This is a genomic window from Immundisolibacter sp. (assembly GCF_050250495.1).
GTDB lineage: Bacteria > Pseudomonadota > Gammaproteobacteria > Immundisolibacterales > Immundisolibacteraceae > Immundisolibacter.
Genome location: NZ_JBFWOM010000006.1, coordinates 111,841 through 132,091, shown reverse-complemented (window position 1 = coordinate 132,091; position 20,251 = coordinate 111,841). Strand labels below are relative to the sequence as shown.

The window sequence follows — 20,251 nt, the reverse complement described above, 5'->3', positions numbered from 1 at the left end:
GCCATCGAGCCCGTCGATGCCCTGCCATCCATGGCGGGCCGCCCGGCTCTGCCGCTCGCCCGCCGAGGCGTGCGGCAGAAACGCGGGACCGTCGCGCTCCGGCGACGGTCGGCAGTACTCAGGCACGCACCCGCCAGCAGATGCCATGCCAATACCAGAAAAGCGTCGTACTGGTGCCGCTTCATGCTGATCGACCGGGGCCACCGGAGCAGCTCAATAGACGAAATTGTCTATCACCCATAGACTCGAATCCCGCGAGTTGACAATTACGTCAAGGCCATGAATTCACCCAAGCGCAACGCCGGCGTCAATCCACCCAACCTGATCTACCGGTGGGAAGGTGACAGCAAACACTTTCCGGATATCGAAGATCTGGCTCGTCGCCTTCGCTTTGCGCCTGCCGAGGGCCGCATCTGGCTGGACGACCGGCGCTCCATCCTCATGCGCAACAGTGCGTTCGGCACGCTGCGCCGCGAGCTGATCGAAGCGGTCGGCTTCACCCGCGCACGCACGGCGCTGAAGCTCGTGGGCTACGCCGAAGGCACCCGCGATGCGGAACTCGCGCGGCGCGTGCGGCCGGAAGGGGACCTGTTCGATGCGTTCGCGGTGGGCCCGCAGGTACACGCGCTGAGCGGCTTCGGCTGGCTGGAGGTGCGCGAACTGCGCACCGATCCCGGCACCAACGAGTTCTACGGCGAGTTTCTGCTGCACGACTCGATCGAGGCCGATGCGCATCTGGGCACGCTCGGCATGAGTGCCGAATCCGTGTGCTGGACCGCGGTCGGCTACGGCAGCGGTTACAGCAGCGCCTTCGCCGGCCGGCCGATCATCGTGGACGAGGTCGAATGCCGGGCCATGGGGCACGAACACTGCCGGCTGGTCGGCCGCACGGTCGAGGAGTGGGATCGCACGCAGCGCAAGGCGCCGTACTTTCGTCCGCAGGAATTCGTCAACCGCTTCGGCAAACCGAGCGACGACGAAGACCCGCCGTCCGCCGCCACCGGCCCGGCGGTCGACGTGGTCGGCATCTCGGCCGGCTTCGGCGCCGCCGTGCACCTGCTCGGCAAGGCCGCACCCACCGACGTGACGGTGCTGTTCCTCGGCGAGACCGGCGTCGGCAAGGAAGTGTTCGCGCGCATGCTGCACCGCATGGGCAAGCGCGCGGAGCAACCCTTCGTGGCCGTCAACTGCGCGGCGTTGCCGGAAAATCTCATCGAGGCCGAGCTGTTCGGTGTCGTGAAGGGCGCCTACACCGGCGCCAGCGAGTCACGCCCGGGCCGCTTCGAGCGCGCCCAGGGCGGCACGCTGTTCCTGGACGAGATCGGCACGCTGACCTTGAGCGCGCAGGCCAAGCTGCTGCGCGCCCTGCAGGAGGGCGAGATCGAGCGCGTCGGCGACAGCCAGACGCGCACGGTGGACGTGCGCCTGCTCGCGGCGACCAACGTCGACCTCAAGGCCGCCGTCAGCGCCGGCACGTTCCGCGAGGACCTGTACTTTCGCCTCACCACGTTCCCGGTGCGCATCCCGCCGCTGCGCGAGCGCCGCGACGACATCCCGCTCCTGATGCGCCATTTCCTGCACCGCTTCAGCGAGCGCCACGGCAAGCGCGTCGGCGGCTTCGCGCCGCAGGCGGTGGAAGCGCTGCTCAGCTACGGCTTCCCCGGCAACATCCGCGAGCTCGAAAACATGATCGAGCGCGGCGTGCTGCTGGCCGACGACGGCGAGCCGGTCGGCGTATCGCACCTGTTCACGGCCGATCAGGGCGTGGTGTCGGCGGGCACGTTCGGCCTCGACGCCAGCGGTCAGCTCGCCGGCCGGGGCCACCACAAGGCGCCGGAACCTGCCGGGGAAAATGGCCTGCGCGAGCGCCTCGCGCCGCTGCTCGACACCGAGCTCGGTCCGCTCGATGCCGCCGAACAGACGCTGATCGATCTGGCGCTCGAACAGGCGGACGGCAACCTTGCCCAGGCCGCCCGCCAGCTCGGCATCAGTCGGCGTCAGCTCGCCTACCGGCTGGAGAAGCGCGCCACGGGTCAGGTGCAGGACCAGGACTCGATCGGCACGTAGCGCAGCTCACCGCCGACGCGGCGCGAACTCATCAGGCAAAACTCGCTCGCCATCCAGGCGAGCGGCAGCATGGGCAGCTCGTGCAGACGGCGCGGCCGGCGCAGCAGCGTCACGTGGGCCGCAAACGGCCGCTCCGGCAGCGCCACCACGTCCCGCAATGCGGCGCGCAGGGATGCCGCGAGCGCCGCAGCGCTTGGCACGGGTGTGGCGGGCACCGCGCAGTAAAGACGCGGCCCCGGCCAGTATTCGATGCGGTCCAGCGTCACCTCGAAAAACGAGAAGCGCACACCCGCCGCGGCCTCGCGCGTGGCTGCGGCCGGGCCGGGCGCAAGCTCACCAAGGAACAGCAGCGTCAGATGCAGGTTGTCGGGCGCCACCGCATGGCCACCGCAGCGGCGCTCGCCCCAGGCGCCAAGACGCCCGAGTTCGGCCTGAATCGCCGGCGGCGGCAACAGCGCGAAGAACAGGCGCTCGTCGCCCGCCATCAGGCCAGCCGTTGCCCCGCCAGCACGACCAGTTGCAGCGTGATGCCAGCAAGCACGCCGGCAGCGACGTCGTCCAACATCGCGCCCAGCCCGCCACCGACGTGCCGGTCGAGCGCGCCGATCGGCCAGGGCTTGACGATGTCGAACAGCCGGAACAGCGCAAAGCCGAGCAGGTAGGGCGACCAGGCAAGCGGCACCGCGAGCAGCGTGAGCGCCATGCCGATGACCTCGTCCCAGACGATGGCCGGGTGGTCGGACACGCCAAGCCGCCGCCCGGCGCGCCCGCAGCACCACACGCCAAGCGCGCCGAGCGCCGCCAGCACCAGCACCGCCGCCGGCACGGGCAACACGGAAAGCGCCGCCGCCAAAGGCAGGCCGAGCAGCGCGCCGCAGGTGCCCGGGGCGCGCGGCGCGAGCCCGGCGCCGAAACCAAGCGCGAGCGCGCAGGCCGGATCGCGCAGCAGCGCCGCGGACGGCCGGCGCGGGCGTTCAGCGGAAATGGTCATGGCCCCGCGCCGCCACGGCGCGCACCTCACCGGCAGCAGCGACCAGCCGCAGGCCAGGTTCGGCCTCGATCTGCCCGATGCGCGTCAGCGTGAGTCGAAGTTGCTCAGCCACTGTCGAAACCGCGCCTTCGTGGCGCGCCGGCACCGTGAAGCACAGCTCGTAGTCGTCGCCCGAACCGAGCAGCTCGTCGGACGGTGTCAGCGTGAGCGCGCCGTCCGGCAGCGGCATCGCCCCCAGATCGAGCCGCGCGCCGACGCCGCCGGCCGCGCACACGTGGCCAAGGTCGGCCAGCAATCCGTCGGACACGTCGATGGCCGCGCTAGCGATCCCTCGCAGCGCGAGTCCGAGCGCCACGCGCGGCTGCGGCCAGTCGAGCCGCTGCGCGGCGTGCGCCACCAGCGCCGCAGACAGTGCCAACTCGCCGCGCCGCGCGCGCACGGCAAGCCCGGCGGCGCCGAGTTCGCCACTCACGTACACACCGTCGCCAGGCCGCGCACCGGCGCGGCGCAGCGCCTGCCCGGTCGGCACCTGACCCAGCGCGGTGACACCGACAGCAAGCGGCCCGCGGCAGGTATCGCCACCCACCAGCGCCACGCCGTGCGCGCGCGCCAAATCCCCAAACCCGCGCGCGAACTCGGCTAGCCAGTCGTCGTCCGCGCGCGGCAGGGTGAGCGCCAGCAGCGCCCAGGCCGGCTGCGCACCCATGGCGGCGAGATCGGACAGGTTGACGGCGAGCGCCTTGTGGCCGAGCGCGGCCGGCGGGCAATCGGCAAAGAAGTGCACGCCTTCGATGAGCGTATCAACCGTGGCCACGAGCTCATGACCAGGCGCCGGCGTGAGCAGCGCGGCATCGTCGCCGACGCCAAGCGCGACATCCCCCCGCGGCGGCGTGAGCCGGGCGAAGTGGCGGGCGATCAGATCGAACTCACCGGGCATGGCAGCACCGCCGGCCTGCGCCGCGGCCGATCAGGTCGGCAGCGCGCGTTCGTCGGCGCGCAGGTCGCGCGCCAGGCGGTCCAGGATGGCGTTCACGTAGCGGTGCGCGTTCTCGCCGCCGAACTGCTTGGTCAGCTCCAGCGCCTCGGCAATCACCACCCGGAACGGTATGTCCCAGCGCGCTTCGAGTTCGTAGCAGCCGATCCACAGTACCGCGTGCTCGACCGGGTCGAGCTGTTCGAGCGGCCGGTCCAGCAGCGGCGCGATGCGCTGGTCGAAATCGCCGCAGCGGCGGCCGACCTCGGTCAGCAGTTCGTGGAAGTATTCGATATCGAGCTCGCCCAGATCCCGCTCCGCGATGAGCTGGCGCTCGATGGTATTCAGGCTGTCGTCGCCGCCCGACAACTGCCACTGATAGAGGGCCTGCAGCGCACCGCGGCGCGCCTTGGAACGGGCTCGGGACATCGGTTCACTGGCTCCGTCAGCCGATGGCGGCCAGCAGGTTGACCATTTCGAGCGCCGACAGCGCCGCGTCGGCGCCCTTGTTGCCAGCCTTGGTGCCGGCGCGCTCGATGGCCTGCTCGATGCTGTCCACCGTCAGCACCCCGAACGACACCGGCAGCCCGCTGCCGAGCGCCACCGCCGACAGGCCCTTGGCACACTCGCCGGCCACGTAGTCGAAGTGCGGCGTGGCACCCCGGATGACGCAGCCGAGCGCGATCACCGCGTCCACGCGGCCGGTCGCCGCCAGGCGCTTGACAGCGAGCGGAATCTCGAACGCGCCCGGCACCCAGGCCACGGTGATGTTGGACTCAGCCACGCCGTGCCGGCACAGCGTGTCGATGGCGGCGGCCAGCAGGCGCTCGCTGATGAAGTCGTTGAAGCGGCCGACGACGATGCCGTAGCGGCTGTCGGCACGCGCGGCGAGGTTGCCGGAAAGATGCACGGGGGCGGTCATGGCGCGGGTCAGTCCTTTCAAAGTGCCTCGCGGCCCGCATCGGGCGGCACAAAATCAACCAGTTCCAGACCGAAACCGGCAAGGCCGTGCAGTTTACGCGGCTTGCCCAGGATGCGCATGCGCCCGACGCCAAGCTGCGACAGGATCTGCGCGCCGACGCCGTACATGCGCAGCTCCGGGTTCGGCTCGATGCCCGGCACCGGCACGCCGAGGTGCCGCAGCTTGTACGCCTGCACCTCGCCGAGCAGGGTCTTCGGCAGGTCGTCCGGGCTCAGCAGCACCAGCACGCCGCAGCCGGCATCGGCGATGGTCGACAGCACGCGGCGCACGCTCCAGCGGCCGGGCGCCTGTGCGCCCAGGATGTCGCGCAGCACGCTCGCCTGCTGCACGCGCACCAGAGTCGGCTCGTCGCGGCGGATGTCGCCCATCACCAGCGCGAGATGCACCTCGCCGTGGTCGTTCTCGTGGAACGCCACCAGACGGAAGCTGCCGAACTCGCTCTCGAAACGGCTCTCGGCCACCCACTCGACCGAGCGCTCCTGCTCCACGCGGTAGCGGATAAGGTCGGCGATGGTGCCGATCTTGAGGCCGTGCGTGCGGGCGAATTCCGCCAGCTGCGGGTAGCGCGCCATGGTGCCGTCTTCGTTCAGGATCTCGACGATCACCGACGCGGGCTCGAAGCCGGCCAGGCGCGCCAGATCGCAGCCGGCCTCGGTGTGCCCGGCGCGCGTCAGCACGCCGCCCGGCTGGGCGCGCAGCGGGAAGATATGGCCCGGCATCACGATGTCGGCCGGGCGGGCGTCGGGCCGCACCGCCGCCTGCACCGTCACCGCCCGGTCGGCGGCCGAAATGCCGGTCGTCACGCCCTGCGCGGCCTCGATGGAGACGGTGAAATTGGTGGTGTTCTTGTCGTTGTTGTCGGTCACCATCAGCGGCAGGTTCAGCTGCCGACAGCGCGTTTCGGTGAGCGTCAGACAAATCAGGCCGCGCCCGTAGCGGGCCATGAAGTTGACCGCCTCCGGCGTCACGCACTCGGCGGCGAGGATGAGGTCGCCCTCGTTCTCGCGGTCGGCGTCGTCCATCAGGATGACCATGCGGCCGGCCTTGATGTCGGCGATGATCTCTTCGGTGCTGTTTAGCTGCATCCTGGCGGGCCCGGGTATTGCGTTCATTGTTTCAGGAAGCCATTTTCCGCTAGCAGATTCATGTCGATGCCGCCGCCGTCGGCGCGGCCGAGCAGGCGCTCCAGATACCGCGCCAGCAGGTCGACTTCAAGATTCACTCGGCTGCCGGCGCGCAGCGCGTCGAGGCTGGTGTGGGCGAGCGTGTGCGGCACGATGTTGACGCCAAACTCGGCGCCGGCGACGGTATTGACCGTGAGGCTCACGCCGTCCACGGTGATCGAGCCCTTGGCGGCAATGTAGCGCGCCAGCGCCGCCGGTGCGCTCAGCGCGAAGCGCTCCGAGCGCCCGTCCGGGCGGCGCGACACCACCTCGCCGACGCCATCCACGTGGCCGCTCATGATGTGCCCGCCGAGCCGGTCGCCGACCGCGAGCGCGCGTTCGAGGTTCACCGCCTGGCCGACCGTCCAGTCGCCGAGCGTGGTGCAGGCGAGCGTCTCGCCGGACACGTCGGCGGCGAAGCCATCGGCGCTGAACGCCACCGCCGTCAGGCACACGCCACTGACGGCAATGCTTTCACCGAGCGCGCCGTCGGGCAGCGGCAGGCCCGCGATGTGCAGGCGCGCGTCGGCACCGCGCCGCTCGATGGCGGCCACGCGGCCGACTGCCTGGATGATGCCGGTGAACATGCAGAGGCTTCCGGGAAGGTCAGGCGCGCGCCGCCGGGCGCAGGCGCAGCCGAAGATCGGGGCCGAACGATAGAACGTCGAGCGGGGTGAGGTCGAGCCGGTCGGCCATGCGCGCGACGGCCGGCAGCTCGAACGCCGGCCGGGCGCCCTGCCCCAGCAGGTGCGGGGCGACGTAGACGATCAGCTCGTCGGTGAGGCCAGCGGCCAGAAACGCGCCTGCCACACGCGGCCCGGCCTCGACCAGCACCTCGTTGCACTCGCGCCGGCCGAGTTCGTCGAGCAGCGCGCCCAGGTCCACGCCGTGCGCGGTGCCCGGCAGCGCGAACATCTCAGCACCCGCCGCAGCAAGGTCGGCGCCACGCCCGCCATCCGGACTGCGCGTGACGATCAGCGTCGCGCCCGGCTCGCGCAGCAGGCGCGCGTCAGGCGGCGCCGACAAGCGACTGTCCAGCACCACGCGCAGCGGCTGCGGCGCGTCCGGCACATCCCGCACCGTGAGCTGCGGGTCGTCCGCCAGCACCGTGCCGACGCCGGTGACGATGGCCTGCGAACGCGCCCGCCAGCGCTGCACGTCGGCGCGCGCCGCGGGGCCGGTGATCCAGCGCGAGGCGCCGTCGGCAAGCGCGCTGTGCCCGTCGAGGCTCTGCGCCATCTTGACGCGCACGTAAGGCCGGCCGGTCGCCATGCGCTTGAGGAACCCGGGGTTGAGCGCCGCGGCCTCGTCCGCCAGCACGCCGCAGTCGACTGCGATGTCGGCCGCGCGCAGTTGTGCGAGGCCCTGCCCCGCCACGCGCGGGTTCGGGTCCGCCATGGCCGCCACCACGCGGGCGACACCGGCGCCGATCAGCGCCTCCACGCACGGCGGCGTGCGGCCGTGGTGGGCGCACGGTTCGAGCGTCACGTAGGCCGTCGCGCCCGCCGCGCGCGGGCCGGCCTCGGCGAGCGCCAGCACTTCGGCGTGACCCTCACCGGCGCGGCGATGAAAACCCTGACCAACCGGTTGACCGTCCCGCACCAGCACGCAGCCGACCAGCGGGTTCGGCGCCGCGGTGTAGCGCCCGCCCTCCGCCAGTGCGAGCGCGCGGCGCATCCAGGCGAGGTCGTCCATCAGCCGCCTTTCGGCCGCGTGGCGCGTTCGAGGCGCTCCACCTCGTCGCGAAACTCGCGCAGGTCCTTGAAGCTGCGGTACACGGACGCGAAGCGCACGTAGGCCACCGGGTCCAGCACGCGCAGCTCGTCCATCATCCACTCGCCGAGCTGGCGCGAGCTGCACTCGCGCTCGCCAAGGCTCAGCAGCTTGCGTTTGATGCGCGCCAGCACGTCGTCCACCTGGTCCGCCCGCACCGGGCGTTTTTCGAGCGCGCGCTCCATGCCGGCGCGCAGCTTGGCCTCGTCGAAGGGCACGCGGCCGCCGTCGCGCTTGACGATGCGCGGCCAGGTCAGCTCCGCCTGCTCGAAGGTGGTGAAACGCGCCTGGCAGCTCAGGCACTCGCGCCGCCGACGCACCCGGTCGCCTTCCTCTGCCAGGCGCGAGTCCACCACGCGGGTGTCGAGCGCGGCGCAGAACGGGCAGCGCACCGGCGGGTTACCTGTCGGGTGCGGACGGGGTGTGGGAGGCCCGTCCCCGGGCCGAATGTTCCCCACACGATTCGCGGCGAGGGCGCCGCTCCCACAGCGTCGCTTGCGGCGCGGCGGCGCAGCACCGGCGATGCAATCCCTCAGTCGCCATACACCGGGAACCGCTCGCACAGCGCCAGCACCTGCGCCTTGACGCGCTGCTGCACGGCGGTGTTGTCGAGGTCATCGAGCAGGTCGCCGATCCAGCCGGCCAGCTCGCGCACTTCCGCGACGCCAAAGCCGCGCGTGGTCGAGGCCGGCGTGCCGATGCGGATGCCGCTGGTGACGAACGGGCTCTGCGGGTCGCCGGGCACGGCGTTCTTGTTGACGGTGATGTTGGCGGCACCGAGCGCCGCCTCGGCCGCCTTGCCGGTCAGGCCCTTGTCGATGAGGTCCACCAGGAACAGGTGGTTGTCGGTGCCGCCCGACACCACCTTGTAGCCGCGCTGCATCAGCACGTCCGCCATGGCGCGCGCGTTGTCGATCACGGCGCGCTGGTAGTCCTTGAAGCCCGGCTGCAGCGCCTCCAGGAACGACACCGCCTTGGCGGCGATGACGTGCATCAGCGGCCCGCCCTGGCCACCGGGGAACACCGCCGAGTTGAGTTTCTTTTCAATGTCCGGGTTGGCGCGCGCCAGGATCAGGCCACCGCGCGGGCCGCGCAGGGTCTTGTGGGTGGTGGACGTGGTGACGTCGGCGATCGCCACCGGGTTCGGGTACAAGCCCGCCGCCACGAGACCCGCCACGTGCGCCATGTCGACCACCAGATACGCGCCGACGGCATCCGCGATGGCCCGGAACCGCTGCCAATCCATGGCGCGCGAGTAGGCGCTGAAGCCCGCCACGATGACCTTCGGCCGGCATTCGTGCGCCAGGCGCTCGACCTGCGCGTAATCGATGAGGCCGGTCGTGACGTCGATGCCGTACTGCACGCCGCGGTAAATCTTGCCCGAGAAGCTGACCGGCGCGCCGTGCGTCAGATGCCCGCCGTGGGCGAGGCTCATGCCCAGCAGCGTGTCGCCCGGCTCCATCAGCGCCATGAACACCGCCGCGTTGGCCTGCGAGCCCGAGTGCGGCTGCACGTTGGCGTAGTCGGCGCCGAACAGTTGCCGCGCCCGCTCGATGGCCAGGCGCTCGGCCACGTCCACGTACTCGCAGCCGCCGTAGTAACGCCGGCCGGGGTAGCCCTCGGCGTACTTGTTGGTGAGCTGCGAGCCCTGCGCCGCCAGCACGCGGGGGCTCGCGTAGTTCTCCGACGCGATCAACTCGACGTGCTCTTCCTGCCGGCGCGCCTCGTCCTCGATGGACTGCCACAGTTCGGGGTCGAAATCGGCGAGGGTATGGGCGCGGCTGAACACGGGCTTCACTCCGGAAAGGCAGATCACGCTGACGACGCCGTGGCGTCGCCGGCACGGGGGGCTGGGCGGGTGCGTAGTCTATCAGTCCGACCCAGGCGGTCCGGACCTGCCCCCGGCGGGCCGGCACGGGGCGCTGCTACCATCGCCGCCGCCGTCAACCGCCCGCGCGCCGCAATGAAGTTGATCGACACCAAACACCTGGCCGACCTGCACACGCGCGTCGACGCCGCCTGCCAGCGGCTCGACGTGGACGGCGCCGAGCGGCTGCCGGACCCGGCCGAGTGGGCCATCCTGCCGCAGCACGACGACGACCGGTCGCTGTTCGAGGAGCTGTGCTTTCACATGTTCGCGGCCGGCTTCTCGCGCGAGGTGGTGCGCCAGAAGTGGCCCGCCACGCACGCCGCGTTTGCCGGCTTCGACATCGCGGAACTTGCCACCTGGGACGCGGCGCGCATCGCGCCGCTGGTCACCGACCGGGCGCTGATCCGCAACCGGCGCAAGATCGAGTCGGTGATCGGCAACGCCCGCGTGGTGCAGGCGATCGCCGCCGAGCACGGCTCGTTCCACGCCTGGCTGCGCAGTTTTCCGGACGCAGAACTGCACCGTCTGCACACCGAAATCGCCCGCCGCTTTGCGAGCGTCGGCCCGAGCGCCGGCGAGTGGTTCCTGCTGACCTCGGGCTTTGCGTACTACTTCAAGACCGACCACGCGCAGCGGTTGTTGAAGCGCCTGGGTCTGCTGCCGGCGCGCGCCAAGCCGGACGACTTCAACGCCGTGATGCAGGCCATGCACGCGGCGAGCGGCGCCAGCCGCTGGGCGATCAGCGCGCAGATGTTCCGCTTCGCGAGCGGCTTTCACCTGCGCGAGGGCATCTGTCAGGACGCACCGCGCTGCCCGAAGTGCCCGCTGTGGGATTACTGCGATTACTTCAACCAGATGCCGGCGAGCGGCTGAGGATGGGACGTCGCGGACCGGCGCCGCGACGAGCCGAGTTGAACAAGGGCAGGGAAGCCCTTGTTCAACCGCCGATCAGCTCTCGCCGCGCCCGAGCAGGCCGTCGAAGATGCCCTGGCCCTCGTCGTCCGGCGCAGGCTGGGCCTGGCCCGTCCCGCCGTCGCTAGCCGGCACCTTGGCGTCTGGACCCTCGACCGTCTCGTACTGGCGCGCTTCTTCGGTCTTGACGAAGCGGGTGAGGTCGCGCCGACCGGCCTTCTTCTTGCCGCCGTCGTCGCCCCCTAGCAGGCGCGCCAGCCGGCTCTGATTCTCGATTTCCGCCGGCACATCCACCGTGGTGCGCGTGCTGGCGGTCAGCAGGTTCTTCTCGCGCGAGCCCGCCACCGGCACCACGTCGCCCTCGACCCTGGCCAGCGCATCGCCCTCGAACACCAGCGTCACGTTGCGCTGCGTGCGCTCCTGGTAACCCTTGCGCTCGGTGAACGTGTAGTCCCAGCGGTCCGGCCGAAACGGGTCGATCAGCTGCGGGGTGCCGATCAGCGTGCGCACGCGCTCGCGGTCCATGCCCAGTTGCAGGCGCGCCAGCATGGCGGCGTCGACCACGTTGCCCTGGCGGATGTCCATGCGGTACGCGGCGAGCGCCGGAATCAACGGGCGGTCTTCCGCCACCGGCTGACGGCCGGCGCAGGCGCCGAGCAGAAGCATGACGGCCACAGCCGACAGTACACGGTGCATCGAGGGGTTCCGGGCAAGGAGTCCGGCCGGTGGCCGGGAAGTCAGATGGCCGCTAGTCTACAATGCCCCCGCAGCGCGACCGGCACGCGGGTGCCGCACCCGTGGCGACGCCATCGCGGCTGCTTGCCTCCCCCGAGAGAACGCCCATGGCCAACGGCAACGTATTGCGCAAGGCCGGCCTGAAGGTCACCACACCACGTCTGCGGATCCTGGAGTTCCTGGAGACGAGCTCGCAGCGTCACGTGACCGCCGAGGACGTGTACCGCGCCCTGCTCGGTTCGGACGAGGAAGTCGGCCTCGCCACCATCTACCGCGTGCTCACCCAGTTCGAGCAGGCCGGCATGGTGCAGCGGCACCACTTCGAGAGCGAACGGTCGGTGTTCGAGCTCGGCACCGGGCTCGGGCCCTGCCACCACGATCACCTGGTGTGCGAGCGCTGCGGGGCGGTGCTGGAGTTCCGCGACGACGCCATCGAGGCGGCCCAGCAGCGCGTGGCGGCCGAACGCGGCTTTCGCGTAACCGACCACAGCCTGTACATCCACGGCGTGTGCGCCAAGTGCCAGGGCGAGATGGCCGAGCGCGGTCGTTGAGTCAGGTTCCGGTCAGGCGACGGCAGACGCGCCGGTCGCCTCCGGGCCATCGAGGCGCAGCATCACCGCGATCTCGTCGCAGCGATTGAACTTGTAGCACTTCACGCACACCTGCCAGACCTTCTCCGGCAGGTCGTCCTTGCTGACCACCTCGAAGCCCAGCCGACCGAAAAAGCCCGGCACGTAGGTCAGCGCCATCACACGCTTGAGACCCACCGCGCGCGCCGCGTCGAGCAGCGCGCGCGTCAGCCGCTCGCCGAGCCCCTGGCGGTGAAACGCCGGCGCCACCGCGAGACTGCGCACTTCGCCCAGATCCGGCCCCATGATTTCGAGCGCGCCGACCGCCGCCACCGCGCCATCGCGCTCGGCGACCACGAAATCGCGCACGTGACGCACGAGATTCTCCTGCGTGCGCGGCAGCAGGTTGCCGGCCGCCGCCTGCTCGCGCAGCAGGGCGTGGATGGCCGGTACGTCGGCAAGACGCGCCGGGCGCAGGGTGATGATCGCGTCGGCCATGGCTCAGACCTGCGCTGCCGCCAGCATCTCGGCGGCGTGGGCGCGGGTGCGCTCGGTGATCTTGACGCCGCCCAGCATGCGCGCGAGTTCATCCACCCGCGCCGCCACCGGCAGGTGCTCCACCGCCGTGGTGGTGCGCGTGGCGTCGGACTGCTTGCTGACCCGAAGGTGCTGGTGCGCCTGCGCCGCCACCTGCGGCAGGTGCGTGATGCACAGCACCTGCCGCTCGCCGCCGAGCCCGCGCAGCAGGCGGCCGACGGTCTCCGCCACCGCGCCGCCGATGCCGACGTCCACCTCATCGAAAATCAAGGTCGGGATGTCGCCCTGCGCCAGCGTGGCGGCCTGGATGGCGAGACTCACGCGCGACAGCTCGCCGCCCGACGCCACCTGCGCAAGTGGCCGGGCACTGTCGCCGGTGTTGGCCCGGATCAGGAACTCGACCCGCTCGGCGCCCTGCGCGCTCGCTTCGCCGGCGGCGAGCGGGGTGAGCGCCGCCGCAAAACGCGCGCCCGGCATGCCGAGCCCGCCGATGGTGTCGCTGACGATCTCGGCGAGCCGCGTTGCGGCGCCCTCGCGCACCGCTGTCAGCCGCGCGGCGGCGGCCTCGTAGCGCTGCCAGGCGGCGCGCAGCGCCTGATCGAGCGCCGCCCGGCCGGGGCCGGCGTCGTCGAGCGCGGCGAGTTCCGCCTCCACCGCAGCCTGCACGCCGGCCAGCGCATCGGGCGTTACCTGATGCTTGCGCGCCTGCGCCATCACCGCCGCCACGCGCGCCTCCAGCCACCGCAGGCGCGCGGGGTCGACATCGAGCGCATCGAGGTAATGGCGCAGCGCCGAGCCGGCCTCGGCCACCTGCGCGAGCGTGCCGTCGAGCAGCGCGAGCGGCTCTGTAAGGCGCGCGTCGTAGCCCACCAGCCGCTGCAACTGCCCGGCCGCCTGCGTCAGCAGGCGATAGGCGCCGGCGCTGTCGTCGTCGAGCGCCTGCAGCGCCGCCGCGCCGCCCTCGGCCAGCGCCTGCGCATGGCCGGCGCGGCGCAGTTCGGCATCGAGCTGCGGCCACTCGTCTGCGGCCAGCGCCAGCGTGGCGAACTCGTCGGCCTGAAAACGCAGCAGGTGCAGGCGCTCGACGCGGCCGGCGGCGTTACGGTCGGCGTCCTCGATGGCGCGCGCGGCGGCCTGCCAGGCGTCGAAGGCGGTCGCGACCTGCGCCAGCAGCGGCCCGGCGTCGGCGTAGCGGTCCAGCAGCGCGCGCTGCGCGGCCGGGCGCAGCAGCGCCTGGTAGGCGTGCTGGCCGTGGATGTCCACCAGCCGCTGGCCGAGTTCGCGCAGCAGGCCGGCCGCCACCGGGCGGCCATTGACGAAGCTGCGCGAGCGGCCGTCCGCGCGCACGGTGCGCCGCAGAATGCACTCGTCGCCGGCATCGAGCTCGTTGTCGGCAAGCCAGGCCTGCGCCGCCGGCACGGCGCCGACGTCGAATACCGCCGTCACCTCCGCCTGCTCGGCACCGGCGCGGATGGCATCAGTCCCGGCCCGCTCACCGAGTGCCAGCAGCAGCGCGTCCACCACCAGCGACTTGCCGGCGCCGGTCTCGCCGGTGAGCGCGGTCAGACCCGTCTCGAATTCGAGCTCGGCCGTCTCGACGATGGCGAAGTTGTCGATGCGCAGCGCCACCAGCACCGTCAGCTCCCCCAGTGCAGCTTGGTGCGCAGCAGGTCGAAGTAATCGTAGTGCGCCGGGTGGACGAGGCGCAGCGAGCGCTCGCGGGCGCGGATCAGCACCCGGTCGCCGATTTCGAGCGGCAGGCTCTGCTGGCCGTCGCAGACCACGCGCGCCTTGGACCAGCTGTCGCTGGTGAGTTCGATTTCGAGCGGCTGGTCGGCGCCGAGCACCATCGGCCGGATGGCGAGCGTGTGCTGGCAGATCGGCACCACCACCAAGGCGCGCAGGTCCGGGTAGACGATCGGCCCGCCGGACGACAGCGCGTACGCGGTGGAGCCGGTCGGCGTCGCCACGATCACGCCGTCGGCGCGCTGGCGGTGCAGCAGCCGGCCGCCGGAGCGGGTTTCGAATTCGATCATCTTGAGGCTGTCCCACTTGTGCAGGACGAGCTCATTGAGCGCGCTGGCCGTGTGCAGCAGGCGGCCGGCGCGGTGTAGTTCCACATGCAGCTGCAAGCGCTCTTCGGCCCGGAACGCGCCGCGCAGGATGGCCGGCAGCGTGTCGAAGGTCTCGCCCGGCGAAATGTCGGCGAGAAAACCGAGCCGACCCAGGTTGATGCACAGCAGTGGGATGTCGAGTGGCGCCGCAATACGCGCCGCCGCCAGCAGCGTCCCGTCGCCGCCGAGCACGATGCCCAGATCCGTGCCGGCCGCGGTGAGCTGCGCGCGCGCGGCGTCGTCCCGCGCCGCGTCCCAGCCGGGGTCGATGCGCAGCGCGCCGACCGCGCAACCGAGGCGCGGCAAGTCGTCCTGCAGGCGCGCGGCGAGCTGGCGCACGAGCGCGTCGTCGCGTTGCGAGATCAGCGTGGGGCGCGCGAAAGCCAATGTCTCGGCGGCGTTTTCCGCGCGCACAGCCGCGCCCGCCGCGCCCACGGACGCGGGGACAGGACCTGCCATGGGGCTGCGGGGACGGTCGGTCATTTGTCTATAGTATGGCGAGAGCACCCTTCAAGACGCCTCATTCGAACGCCGTGCCCGCGTCCCGCAACTCCAGCCCCGAAGCCCTTGGCGAACGCGCCCAGCGCCTGCTGCGCGGGCTGGTCGAGCATTACGTGGCCGACGGCCGGCCGGTCGGCAGCAAGACGCTGGCGCGCGATCTCGGTCTGGGCGTGAGCCCGGCCACGCTGCGCAACGTGATGGCCGATCTCGAACAGCTCGGCCTGATCGCCGCGCCGCACACCTCGGCCGGCCGCGTGCCGACCGCCAAGGGCCTGCGCGTGTTTCTGGACGCCCTGCTGCGCGCGCAGCCCATGGACGCCGCCGCCGAGGGCGCGCTGCGCGACCGGCTCGGCCAGAGCGAGCCCGGCCATCTCGTCGAAACCGCCGGCCGCCTGCTGGCGGACCTGAGCCAACAGGCTGGCGTGGTGCTGCTGCCGCGGCGCGACGTGGCGCGACTGCGGCATGTCGACTTCGTGCCGCTGTCCGACGAACGCCTGCTGGTCATCCTGGTCACCGACGACGGCGACGTGCACAACTGGGTGGTGCGCCAGCCGAGCAAGGCGGACCCGGCCGCGCTCAACCGCGCCGCCAATTACCTGACCGAACACCACGCCGGCAAGACACTCGCCCAGGTGCGCGGCGCGCTGCTCGACGAGCTCACGCGCGCCCAGACCGAAGTCGGCGCGCTGATGCAGGCCATGCTCGATCTTGCCAACCAGCTCGCGCCGCCGCCGCCCGACACCGCGCCCGGCGACTATCTGATCCGCGGCGAGTCGAACCTGCTGGCGCAGGCCGATCCGGCGGCCGATCTTCGCAAGCTGCAGGCGCTGTTCCAGGCCTTCGGCGAGAAGCGCGAGCTGCTGCGCCTGCTGGACGAATGCCTGCACGGGCAGGGCGTGCAGATTTTTCTCGGTGCCGAATCGGGCTACCAGTTCCTCGGCGACTTCAGCCTGGTGACGGCGCCCTACGAGATCGACGGCCAGGTGGTCGGCGTGCTCGGCGTCATCGGCCCGCAGCGCATGCCATACCAGCACGTGGTGTCGGTGGTGGACGTCACCGCCCGCCTGCTCGGCGCGGCCTTGAATCGGCGCCTGCCGAACCCCACCTGAGCCGGCGACCACCGGATGCCCGCGCGGCGCCGGCTCGTTCGATCTTTCTGCGAGAGCAAGCCATGAGCGATCAAACCGAACCGGCGGCCGACGGGCAGCCGACCCCGGAAACACCCGCCGACGCGGCGCCGACCGAGACGGTCAGCACCGAGACGCTGGAGCAGGCGCAGGCCCGCGCCGAGCAGGCGCGCGACCAGATGCTGCGCGCCCACGCCGAGATGGACAACCTGCGCCGCCGCTACGAGCGCGAGTTGCAGAACGCCACCCGCTACGGCGTGGAAGCGCTGGTCACCGAACTGCTGCCGGTCAAGGACAGCCTGCAGGAGGCGCTGAAGGCCGCCAGCGCCGCCAATGTCGACAGCCTCGACGCGGCGACCGCGCTCGACAAGATCGTCGAAGGCACGCGCATGACGCTCGGCATCCTCGACAAGGCGCTCGCCAAGACGGGTCTGACCGAGGTGCACCCGCACGGCGAGCCCTTCAACCCGGAACTGCACCAGGCGATGGCGCTGGCGGATTCCGCCGACCTGCCCGCCAACCACGTGGTGCAGGTCGTCCAGACCGGCTACCGCCTGCACGACCGGCTGGTGCGTCCGGCCATGGTCATCGTCTCGAAATAAGCGCTTGAAACGGCCGCCCACCGCACCCATGTTGGCGGCATAGACCACACCCGTTCACGGAGAACACCCATGGCCAAGATCATCGGCATCGACCTCGGCACCACCAACTCGTGCGTCGCCATCATGGAAGGCGGCAAGCCGCGCGTCATCGAAAACGCCGAGGGCGACCGCACCACCCCGTCCATCGTCGCCTTCAGCAAGGACGGCGAGGTGCTGGTCGGCCAGTCTGCCAAACGCCAGGCGGTGACCAATCCGCACAACACGCTGTACGCGGTCAAGCGCCTGATCGGCCGCCGCTTCGAGGACTCGGTGGTCAAGAAGGACATCGACATCGTCCCGTACAAGATCGTCAAGGCCGACAACGGCGACGCCTGGGTGGAAGTGGACGGCAAGAAGATGGCGCCGCCGGAAATCTCCGCCCGCGTGCTCCAGAAAATGAAGAAGACCGCCGAGGACTACCTCGGCGAGCCGGTGACGGAAGCCGTGATCACGGTGCCGGCCTACTTCAACGACAGCCAGCGTCAGGCCACCAAGGACGCCGGGCGCATCGCCGGGCTCGAGGTCAAGCGCATCATCAACGAGCCGACCGCGGCCGCGCTGGCCTACGGCCTCGACAAGAAGCGCGGCGACCAGAAGGTGGCCGTGTACGACCTCGGCGGCGGCACGTTCGACATCTCGATCATCGAGATCGCGGAAGTCGACGGCGAGCACCAGTTCGAGGTGCTGGCCACCAACGGCGACACCTTCCTGGGTGGCGAAGACTTCGACGTGCGCCTGATGAATTACCTCGCCGACACCTTCAAGAAGGACGCCGGCGTGGATCTGCGCAACGATCCGCTGGCGCTGCAGCGCCTGAAGGAAGGCGCCGAGAAGGCCAAGATCGAGCTCTCGTCCACGCAGCAGACCGAGATCAACCTGCCGTACATCACGGCCGACGCGAGCGGGCCGAAGCACCTCAACATCAAGCTGACGCGCGCCAAGCTCGAATCGCTGGTCGAGGACCTGATCACCCGCACGCTGGAGCCCTGCCGCACCGCGCTCAAGGATGCGGGCCTGTCCGGCAGCCAGATCGACGAGGTGATCCTGGTCGGCGGCCAGACGCGCATGCCGAAGGTGCAGGACGCGGTCAAGGACTTCTTCGGCAAGGAGCCGCGCAAGGACGTGAACCCCGACGAGGCGGTCGCCGTCGGTGCCGCCATCCAGGGCGCCGTGCTGGCCGGCGACGTCAAGGACGTGCTGCTGCTGGACGTGACGCCGCTGTCGCTCGGCATCGAGACGCTGGGCGGCGTGATGACCAAGCTGATCGAGAAGAACACCACCATCCCGACCCGCGCCGCGCAGACCTTCTCCACCGCCGACGACAACCAGACCGCGGTGACCGTGCACGTGCTGCAGGGCGAGCGCGAGATGGCGGCCGGCAACAAGTCGCTCGGCAAGTTCGACTTGACCGACATCCCGTCGGCGCCGCGCGGCATGCCGCAGATCGAGGTCACGTTCGACATCGACGCCAACGGCATCCTGCACGTGTCGGCCAAGGACAAGGCCACCGGCAAAGAGCAGAAGATCGTCATCAAGGCCTCCAGCGGCCTGTCGGATGAGGAAGTCCAGCGCATGGTGCGCGACGCCGAGGCGCACGCCGAGGAAGACCACAAGGCGGCGCAGCTGGTGCACGCCCGCAATCAGGCCGACAACCTGGTGCACCAGGTGCGAAAGACGGTGGCGGACCTTGGCGACAAGCTCGATGGCGCCGAGAAGACCCGCGTCGAGGAGGCCATCAAGGCCACCGAGGACGCCGCCCGCGGCGATGACAAGGACACCATCGAGGCGGCCACCGCAGCGCTGTCGGCCGCCTCGGCCAGCCTCGCCGAGAAGATGTATGGCGGCGGCGAGCAGGCCGAGCCCGCAGCCGACGCCGCGCCCGGCGGCCGCAGCGGTGACGACGTGGTCGACGCCGAGTTCAAGGAAGTGCGCGACGGCCACTGAGGCCAAGGCGAAGGCCAGAGAACAGGCCACAGAGCAGGTAGGAAACCGAACCCCGGCCGGGTCGCACCGCGCCGGGGTTCGTGTACTGAACCGCCCCACAGACCACCCACACCATGGCGCAGCAGGATCTGTACGAAGTGCTCGGCGTGCCACAGACGGCCGACGAGAGCGAAATCAAGAAGGCCTACCGGCGCCTGGCCATGAAGTACCACCCGGACCGCAACCAGGGTGACGCCGAGGCCGAGGAGCGCTTCAAGGAAGTCCAGGCCGCCTACGAGGTGCTGTCGGACGCCGACAAGCGCGCCATTTACGACCGCTACGGCCACGCCGGGCTCAATCAGCAGGCCGGGCCGGGTGGGCCGGGCGGCGCGGGCTTTGGCGACATCTTCGGCGACGTGTTCGCGGACATTTTTGGCGGCGGCGGCGGGCGCGGCGGGCGGGCCAGTGCCGGCCGCGGCGCGGACCTGCGCTACGAGCTCGAAATCACGCTGGAGGAAGCCTTTCGCGGCAAGACCGCCACGCTCGACATCCCGGTGCTGGTCAACTGCGACACCTGCGACGGCAGCGGCGCCAAGCCCGGCACCAAGCCGGTCGCGTGCAATACCTGTGGCGGCCACGGCCAGGTGCGCATCCAGCAGGGCTTCTTCTCGCTGCAGCAGACCTGCCCGCAGTGCCGCGGCGCCGGGCAGGTGATCACCGACCCGTGCCCGGACTGCCGCGGCGCCGGGCGCGTACAGAAGCCGAAAAAGCTCGAGGTGAAAATCCCGCCCGGCGTTGACACCGGCGACCGCATTCGTCTGTCGGGCGAGGGCGAGGGCGGCCGCCGCGGTGGCCCACCGGGCGACCTCTACGTCGACATTCATCTGCGCCCGCATGCGCTGTTTGAGCGCGACGGCGGTGATCTACATACCGAGGTGCCGATCAGCGTGGTCACGGCCGCGCTCGGCGGCGAGCTCGAAGTGCCGAGCCTCGAAGGGCGGCTCAGCCTGAGTGTGCCGGCCGGCACGCAGACCGGGCGCGTGTTTCGCCTGCGCGGCAAGGGCATGCCGTCGGTGCGCGGGCGCGAGGTGGGCGACCTGATGGTGCGCGCCACGGTGGAAACGCCGGTCAACCTCGACGAGCGGCAGGAGAAACTGCTGCGCGAACTTGGTGAGACCATGGGCGAACACCACCGCCCGCGCGAGCAGTCCTGGCTCGACCGCGTGAAGCGCTTTTTCGATTAGTTCTGCTGAAAAATTCCCTCCCTGGAATTTTCAGCTCGCTGCCGCGCGGGTCACACCCGCGCGGCGCTCCATGAATCGAGGGTGACACCCTCGATTCATGCCGGGGCCTCCTGCCCCGGACCCACTCCA

The 20,251-nt window shown here is 70.8% G+C and carries 21 protein-coding genes; 7 read left to right on the top strand and 14 right to left on the bottom strand.

The annotated features are described in order from the left end of the window. Positions 1–279 precede the first annotated feature (279 nt). Positions 280–2,067: a sigma 54-interacting transcriptional regulator gene (locus AB7F93_RS06690; protein ID WP_428302113.1), complete on the top strand. Its 1,788-nt coding sequence runs from the start codon at positions 280–282 to the stop codon at positions 2,065–2,067. Here AB7F93_RS06690 and thpR read toward each other — a convergent pair. The 10 genes from thpR to glyA form a co-directional block, all read right to left on the bottom strand. After that, positions 2,034–2,552 carry an RNA 2',3'-cyclic phosphodiesterase gene (gene thpR, locus AB7F93_RS06685; RefSeq protein ID WP_428302112.1) on the bottom strand — a complete coding sequence of 173 codons (519 nt, stop codon included), beginning with the start codon at positions 2,550–2,552 and terminating at the stop codon, positions 2,034–2,036. The two genes, AB7F93_RS06690 and thpR, sit on opposite strands and share 34 nt — an antisense overlap. Continuing rightward, entirely contained in the window at positions 2,552–3,058 is a 507-nt protein-coding gene (locus tag AB7F93_RS06680; RefSeq protein ID WP_428302111.1) for a phosphatidylglycerophosphatase A family protein, read from the bottom strand. The genes thpR and AB7F93_RS06680 overlap by 1 nt, the downstream gene beginning before the upstream one ends. Then, on the bottom strand, positions 3,042–3,995 hold the full coding sequence (gene thiL / locus AB7F93_RS06675) for a thiamine-phosphate kinase (RefSeq protein ID WP_428302110.1): 954 nt from the start codon (positions 3,993–3,995) through the stop codon (positions 3,042–3,044). The genes AB7F93_RS06680 and thiL overlap by 17 nt, the downstream gene beginning before the upstream one ends. A gap of 30 nt (positions 3,996–4,025) precedes the next feature. Then, positions 4,026–4,460 (bottom strand): transcription antitermination factor NusB, encoded by a 435-nt coding sequence (gene nusB, locus AB7F93_RS06670; RefSeq protein WP_428302109.1) that lies wholly within the window; start codon positions 4,458–4,460, stop codon positions 4,026–4,028. 16 nt (positions 4,461–4,476) lie between these two features. Then, entirely contained in the window at positions 4,477–4,953 is a 477-nt protein-coding gene (gene ribH / locus AB7F93_RS06665; RefSeq protein WP_428302108.1) for a 6,7-dimethyl-8-ribityllumazine synthase, read from the bottom strand. A 17-nt stretch (positions 4,954–4,970) separates the two neighbouring features. Next, positions 4,971–6,098, bottom strand: a complete 1,128-nt coding sequence (ribBA, locus tag AB7F93_RS06660; protein WP_428302107.1) for a bifunctional 3,4-dihydroxy-2-butanone-4-phosphate synthase/GTP cyclohydrolase II — start codon at positions 6,096–6,098, stop codon at positions 4,971–4,973. Between the two features lie 23 nt (positions 6,099–6,121). Further along, complete coding sequence (locus AB7F93_RS06655) at positions 6,122–6,763, bottom strand: riboflavin synthase (protein ID WP_428302106.1); 642 nt, start codon at positions 6,761–6,763, stop codon at positions 6,122–6,124. A 19-nt stretch (positions 6,764–6,782) separates the two neighbouring features. Continuing rightward, entirely contained in the window at positions 6,783–7,871 is a 1,089-nt protein-coding gene (ribD, locus tag AB7F93_RS06650) for a bifunctional diaminohydroxyphosphoribosylaminopyrimidine deaminase/5-amino-6-(5-phosphoribosylamino)uracil reductase RibD (RefSeq protein ID WP_428302105.1), read from the bottom strand. After that, on the bottom strand, positions 7,871–8,341 hold the full coding sequence (gene nrdR, locus AB7F93_RS06645) for a transcriptional regulator NrdR (protein ID WP_428302104.1): 471 nt from the start codon (positions 8,339–8,341) through the stop codon (positions 7,871–7,873). The genes ribD and nrdR overlap by 1 nt, the downstream gene beginning before the upstream one ends. Before the next feature lie 140 nt (positions 8,342–8,481). Continuing rightward, positions 8,482–9,738 (bottom strand): serine hydroxymethyltransferase, encoded by a 1,257-nt coding sequence (glyA, locus tag AB7F93_RS06640; RefSeq protein ID WP_428302103.1) that lies wholly within the window; start codon positions 9,736–9,738, stop codon positions 8,482–8,484. 174 nt (positions 9,739–9,912) lie between these two features. Here glyA and AB7F93_RS06635 point away from each other — a divergent pair, with 174 nt between their 5' ends. Further along, complete coding sequence (locus tag AB7F93_RS06635) at positions 9,913–10,692, top strand: DNA-3-methyladenine glycosylase I (protein ID WP_428302102.1); 780 nt, start codon at positions 9,913–9,915, stop codon at positions 10,690–10,692. Between the two features lie 75 nt (positions 10,693–10,767). Here the strand turns inward: AB7F93_RS06635 and AB7F93_RS06630 are convergent, their stop codons facing one another. After that, positions 10,768–11,397 carry an outer membrane protein assembly factor BamE gene (locus AB7F93_RS06630; RefSeq protein WP_428302135.1) on the bottom strand — a complete coding sequence of 210 codons (630 nt, stop codon included), beginning with the start codon at positions 11,395–11,397 and terminating at the stop codon, positions 10,768–10,770. A gap of 176 nt (positions 11,398–11,573) precedes the next feature. Here AB7F93_RS06630 and fur point away from each other — a divergent pair, with 176 nt between their 5' ends. Beyond that, on the top strand, positions 11,574–12,017 hold the full coding sequence (gene fur / locus AB7F93_RS06625) for a ferric iron uptake transcriptional regulator (RefSeq protein ID WP_428302101.1): 444 nt from the start codon (positions 11,574–11,576) through the stop codon (positions 12,015–12,017). Between the two features lie 12 nt (positions 12,018–12,029). Here fur and AB7F93_RS06620 read toward each other — a convergent pair whose 3' ends face one another. The 3 genes from AB7F93_RS06620 to AB7F93_RS06610 are packed head-to-tail and all read right to left on the bottom strand — an operon-like array spanning position 12,030 to position 15,145. After that, complete coding sequence (locus AB7F93_RS06620) at positions 12,030–12,533, bottom strand: N-acetyltransferase (RefSeq protein WP_428302100.1); 504 nt, start codon at positions 12,531–12,533, stop codon at positions 12,030–12,032. A gap of 3 nt (positions 12,534–12,536) precedes the next feature. After that, on the bottom strand, positions 12,537–14,207 hold the full coding sequence (gene recN / locus AB7F93_RS06615) for a DNA repair protein RecN (RefSeq protein WP_428302099.1): 1,671 nt from the start codon (positions 14,205–14,207) through the stop codon (positions 12,537–12,539). A gap of 2 nt (positions 14,208–14,209) precedes the next feature. After that, positions 14,210–15,145, bottom strand: coding sequence for an NAD(+)/NADH kinase (locus AB7F93_RS06610; protein WP_428302098.1), 936 nt, complete (start codon positions 15,143–15,145; stop codon positions 14,210–14,212). Between the two features lie 74 nt (positions 15,146–15,219). Between AB7F93_RS06610 and hrcA the strand changes: the two genes are divergently transcribed. The 4 genes from hrcA (at position 15,220) to dnaJ (ending at position 20,122) form a co-directional block, all read left to right on the top strand. Next, complete coding sequence (hrcA, locus tag AB7F93_RS06605) at positions 15,220–16,296, top strand: heat-inducible transcriptional repressor HrcA (protein WP_428302097.1); 1,077 nt, start codon at positions 15,220–15,222, stop codon at positions 16,294–16,296. A 62-nt stretch (positions 16,297–16,358) separates the two neighbouring features. Beyond that, positions 16,359–16,916, top strand: coding sequence for a nucleotide exchange factor GrpE (gene grpE / locus AB7F93_RS06600; protein ID WP_428302096.1), 558 nt, complete (start codon positions 16,359–16,361; stop codon positions 16,914–16,916). Between the two features lie 69 nt (positions 16,917–16,985). Beyond that, positions 16,986–18,899 (top strand): molecular chaperone DnaK, encoded by a 1,914-nt coding sequence (gene dnaK / locus AB7F93_RS06595; protein WP_428302095.1) that lies wholly within the window; start codon positions 16,986–16,988, stop codon positions 18,897–18,899. Between the two features lie 113 nt (positions 18,900–19,012). Continuing rightward, positions 19,013–20,122 (top strand): molecular chaperone DnaJ, encoded by a 1,110-nt coding sequence (gene dnaJ, locus AB7F93_RS06590; RefSeq protein WP_428302094.1) that lies wholly within the window; start codon positions 19,013–19,015, stop codon positions 20,120–20,122. The last annotated feature ends 129 nt before the right edge of the window (positions 20,123–20,251 follow it).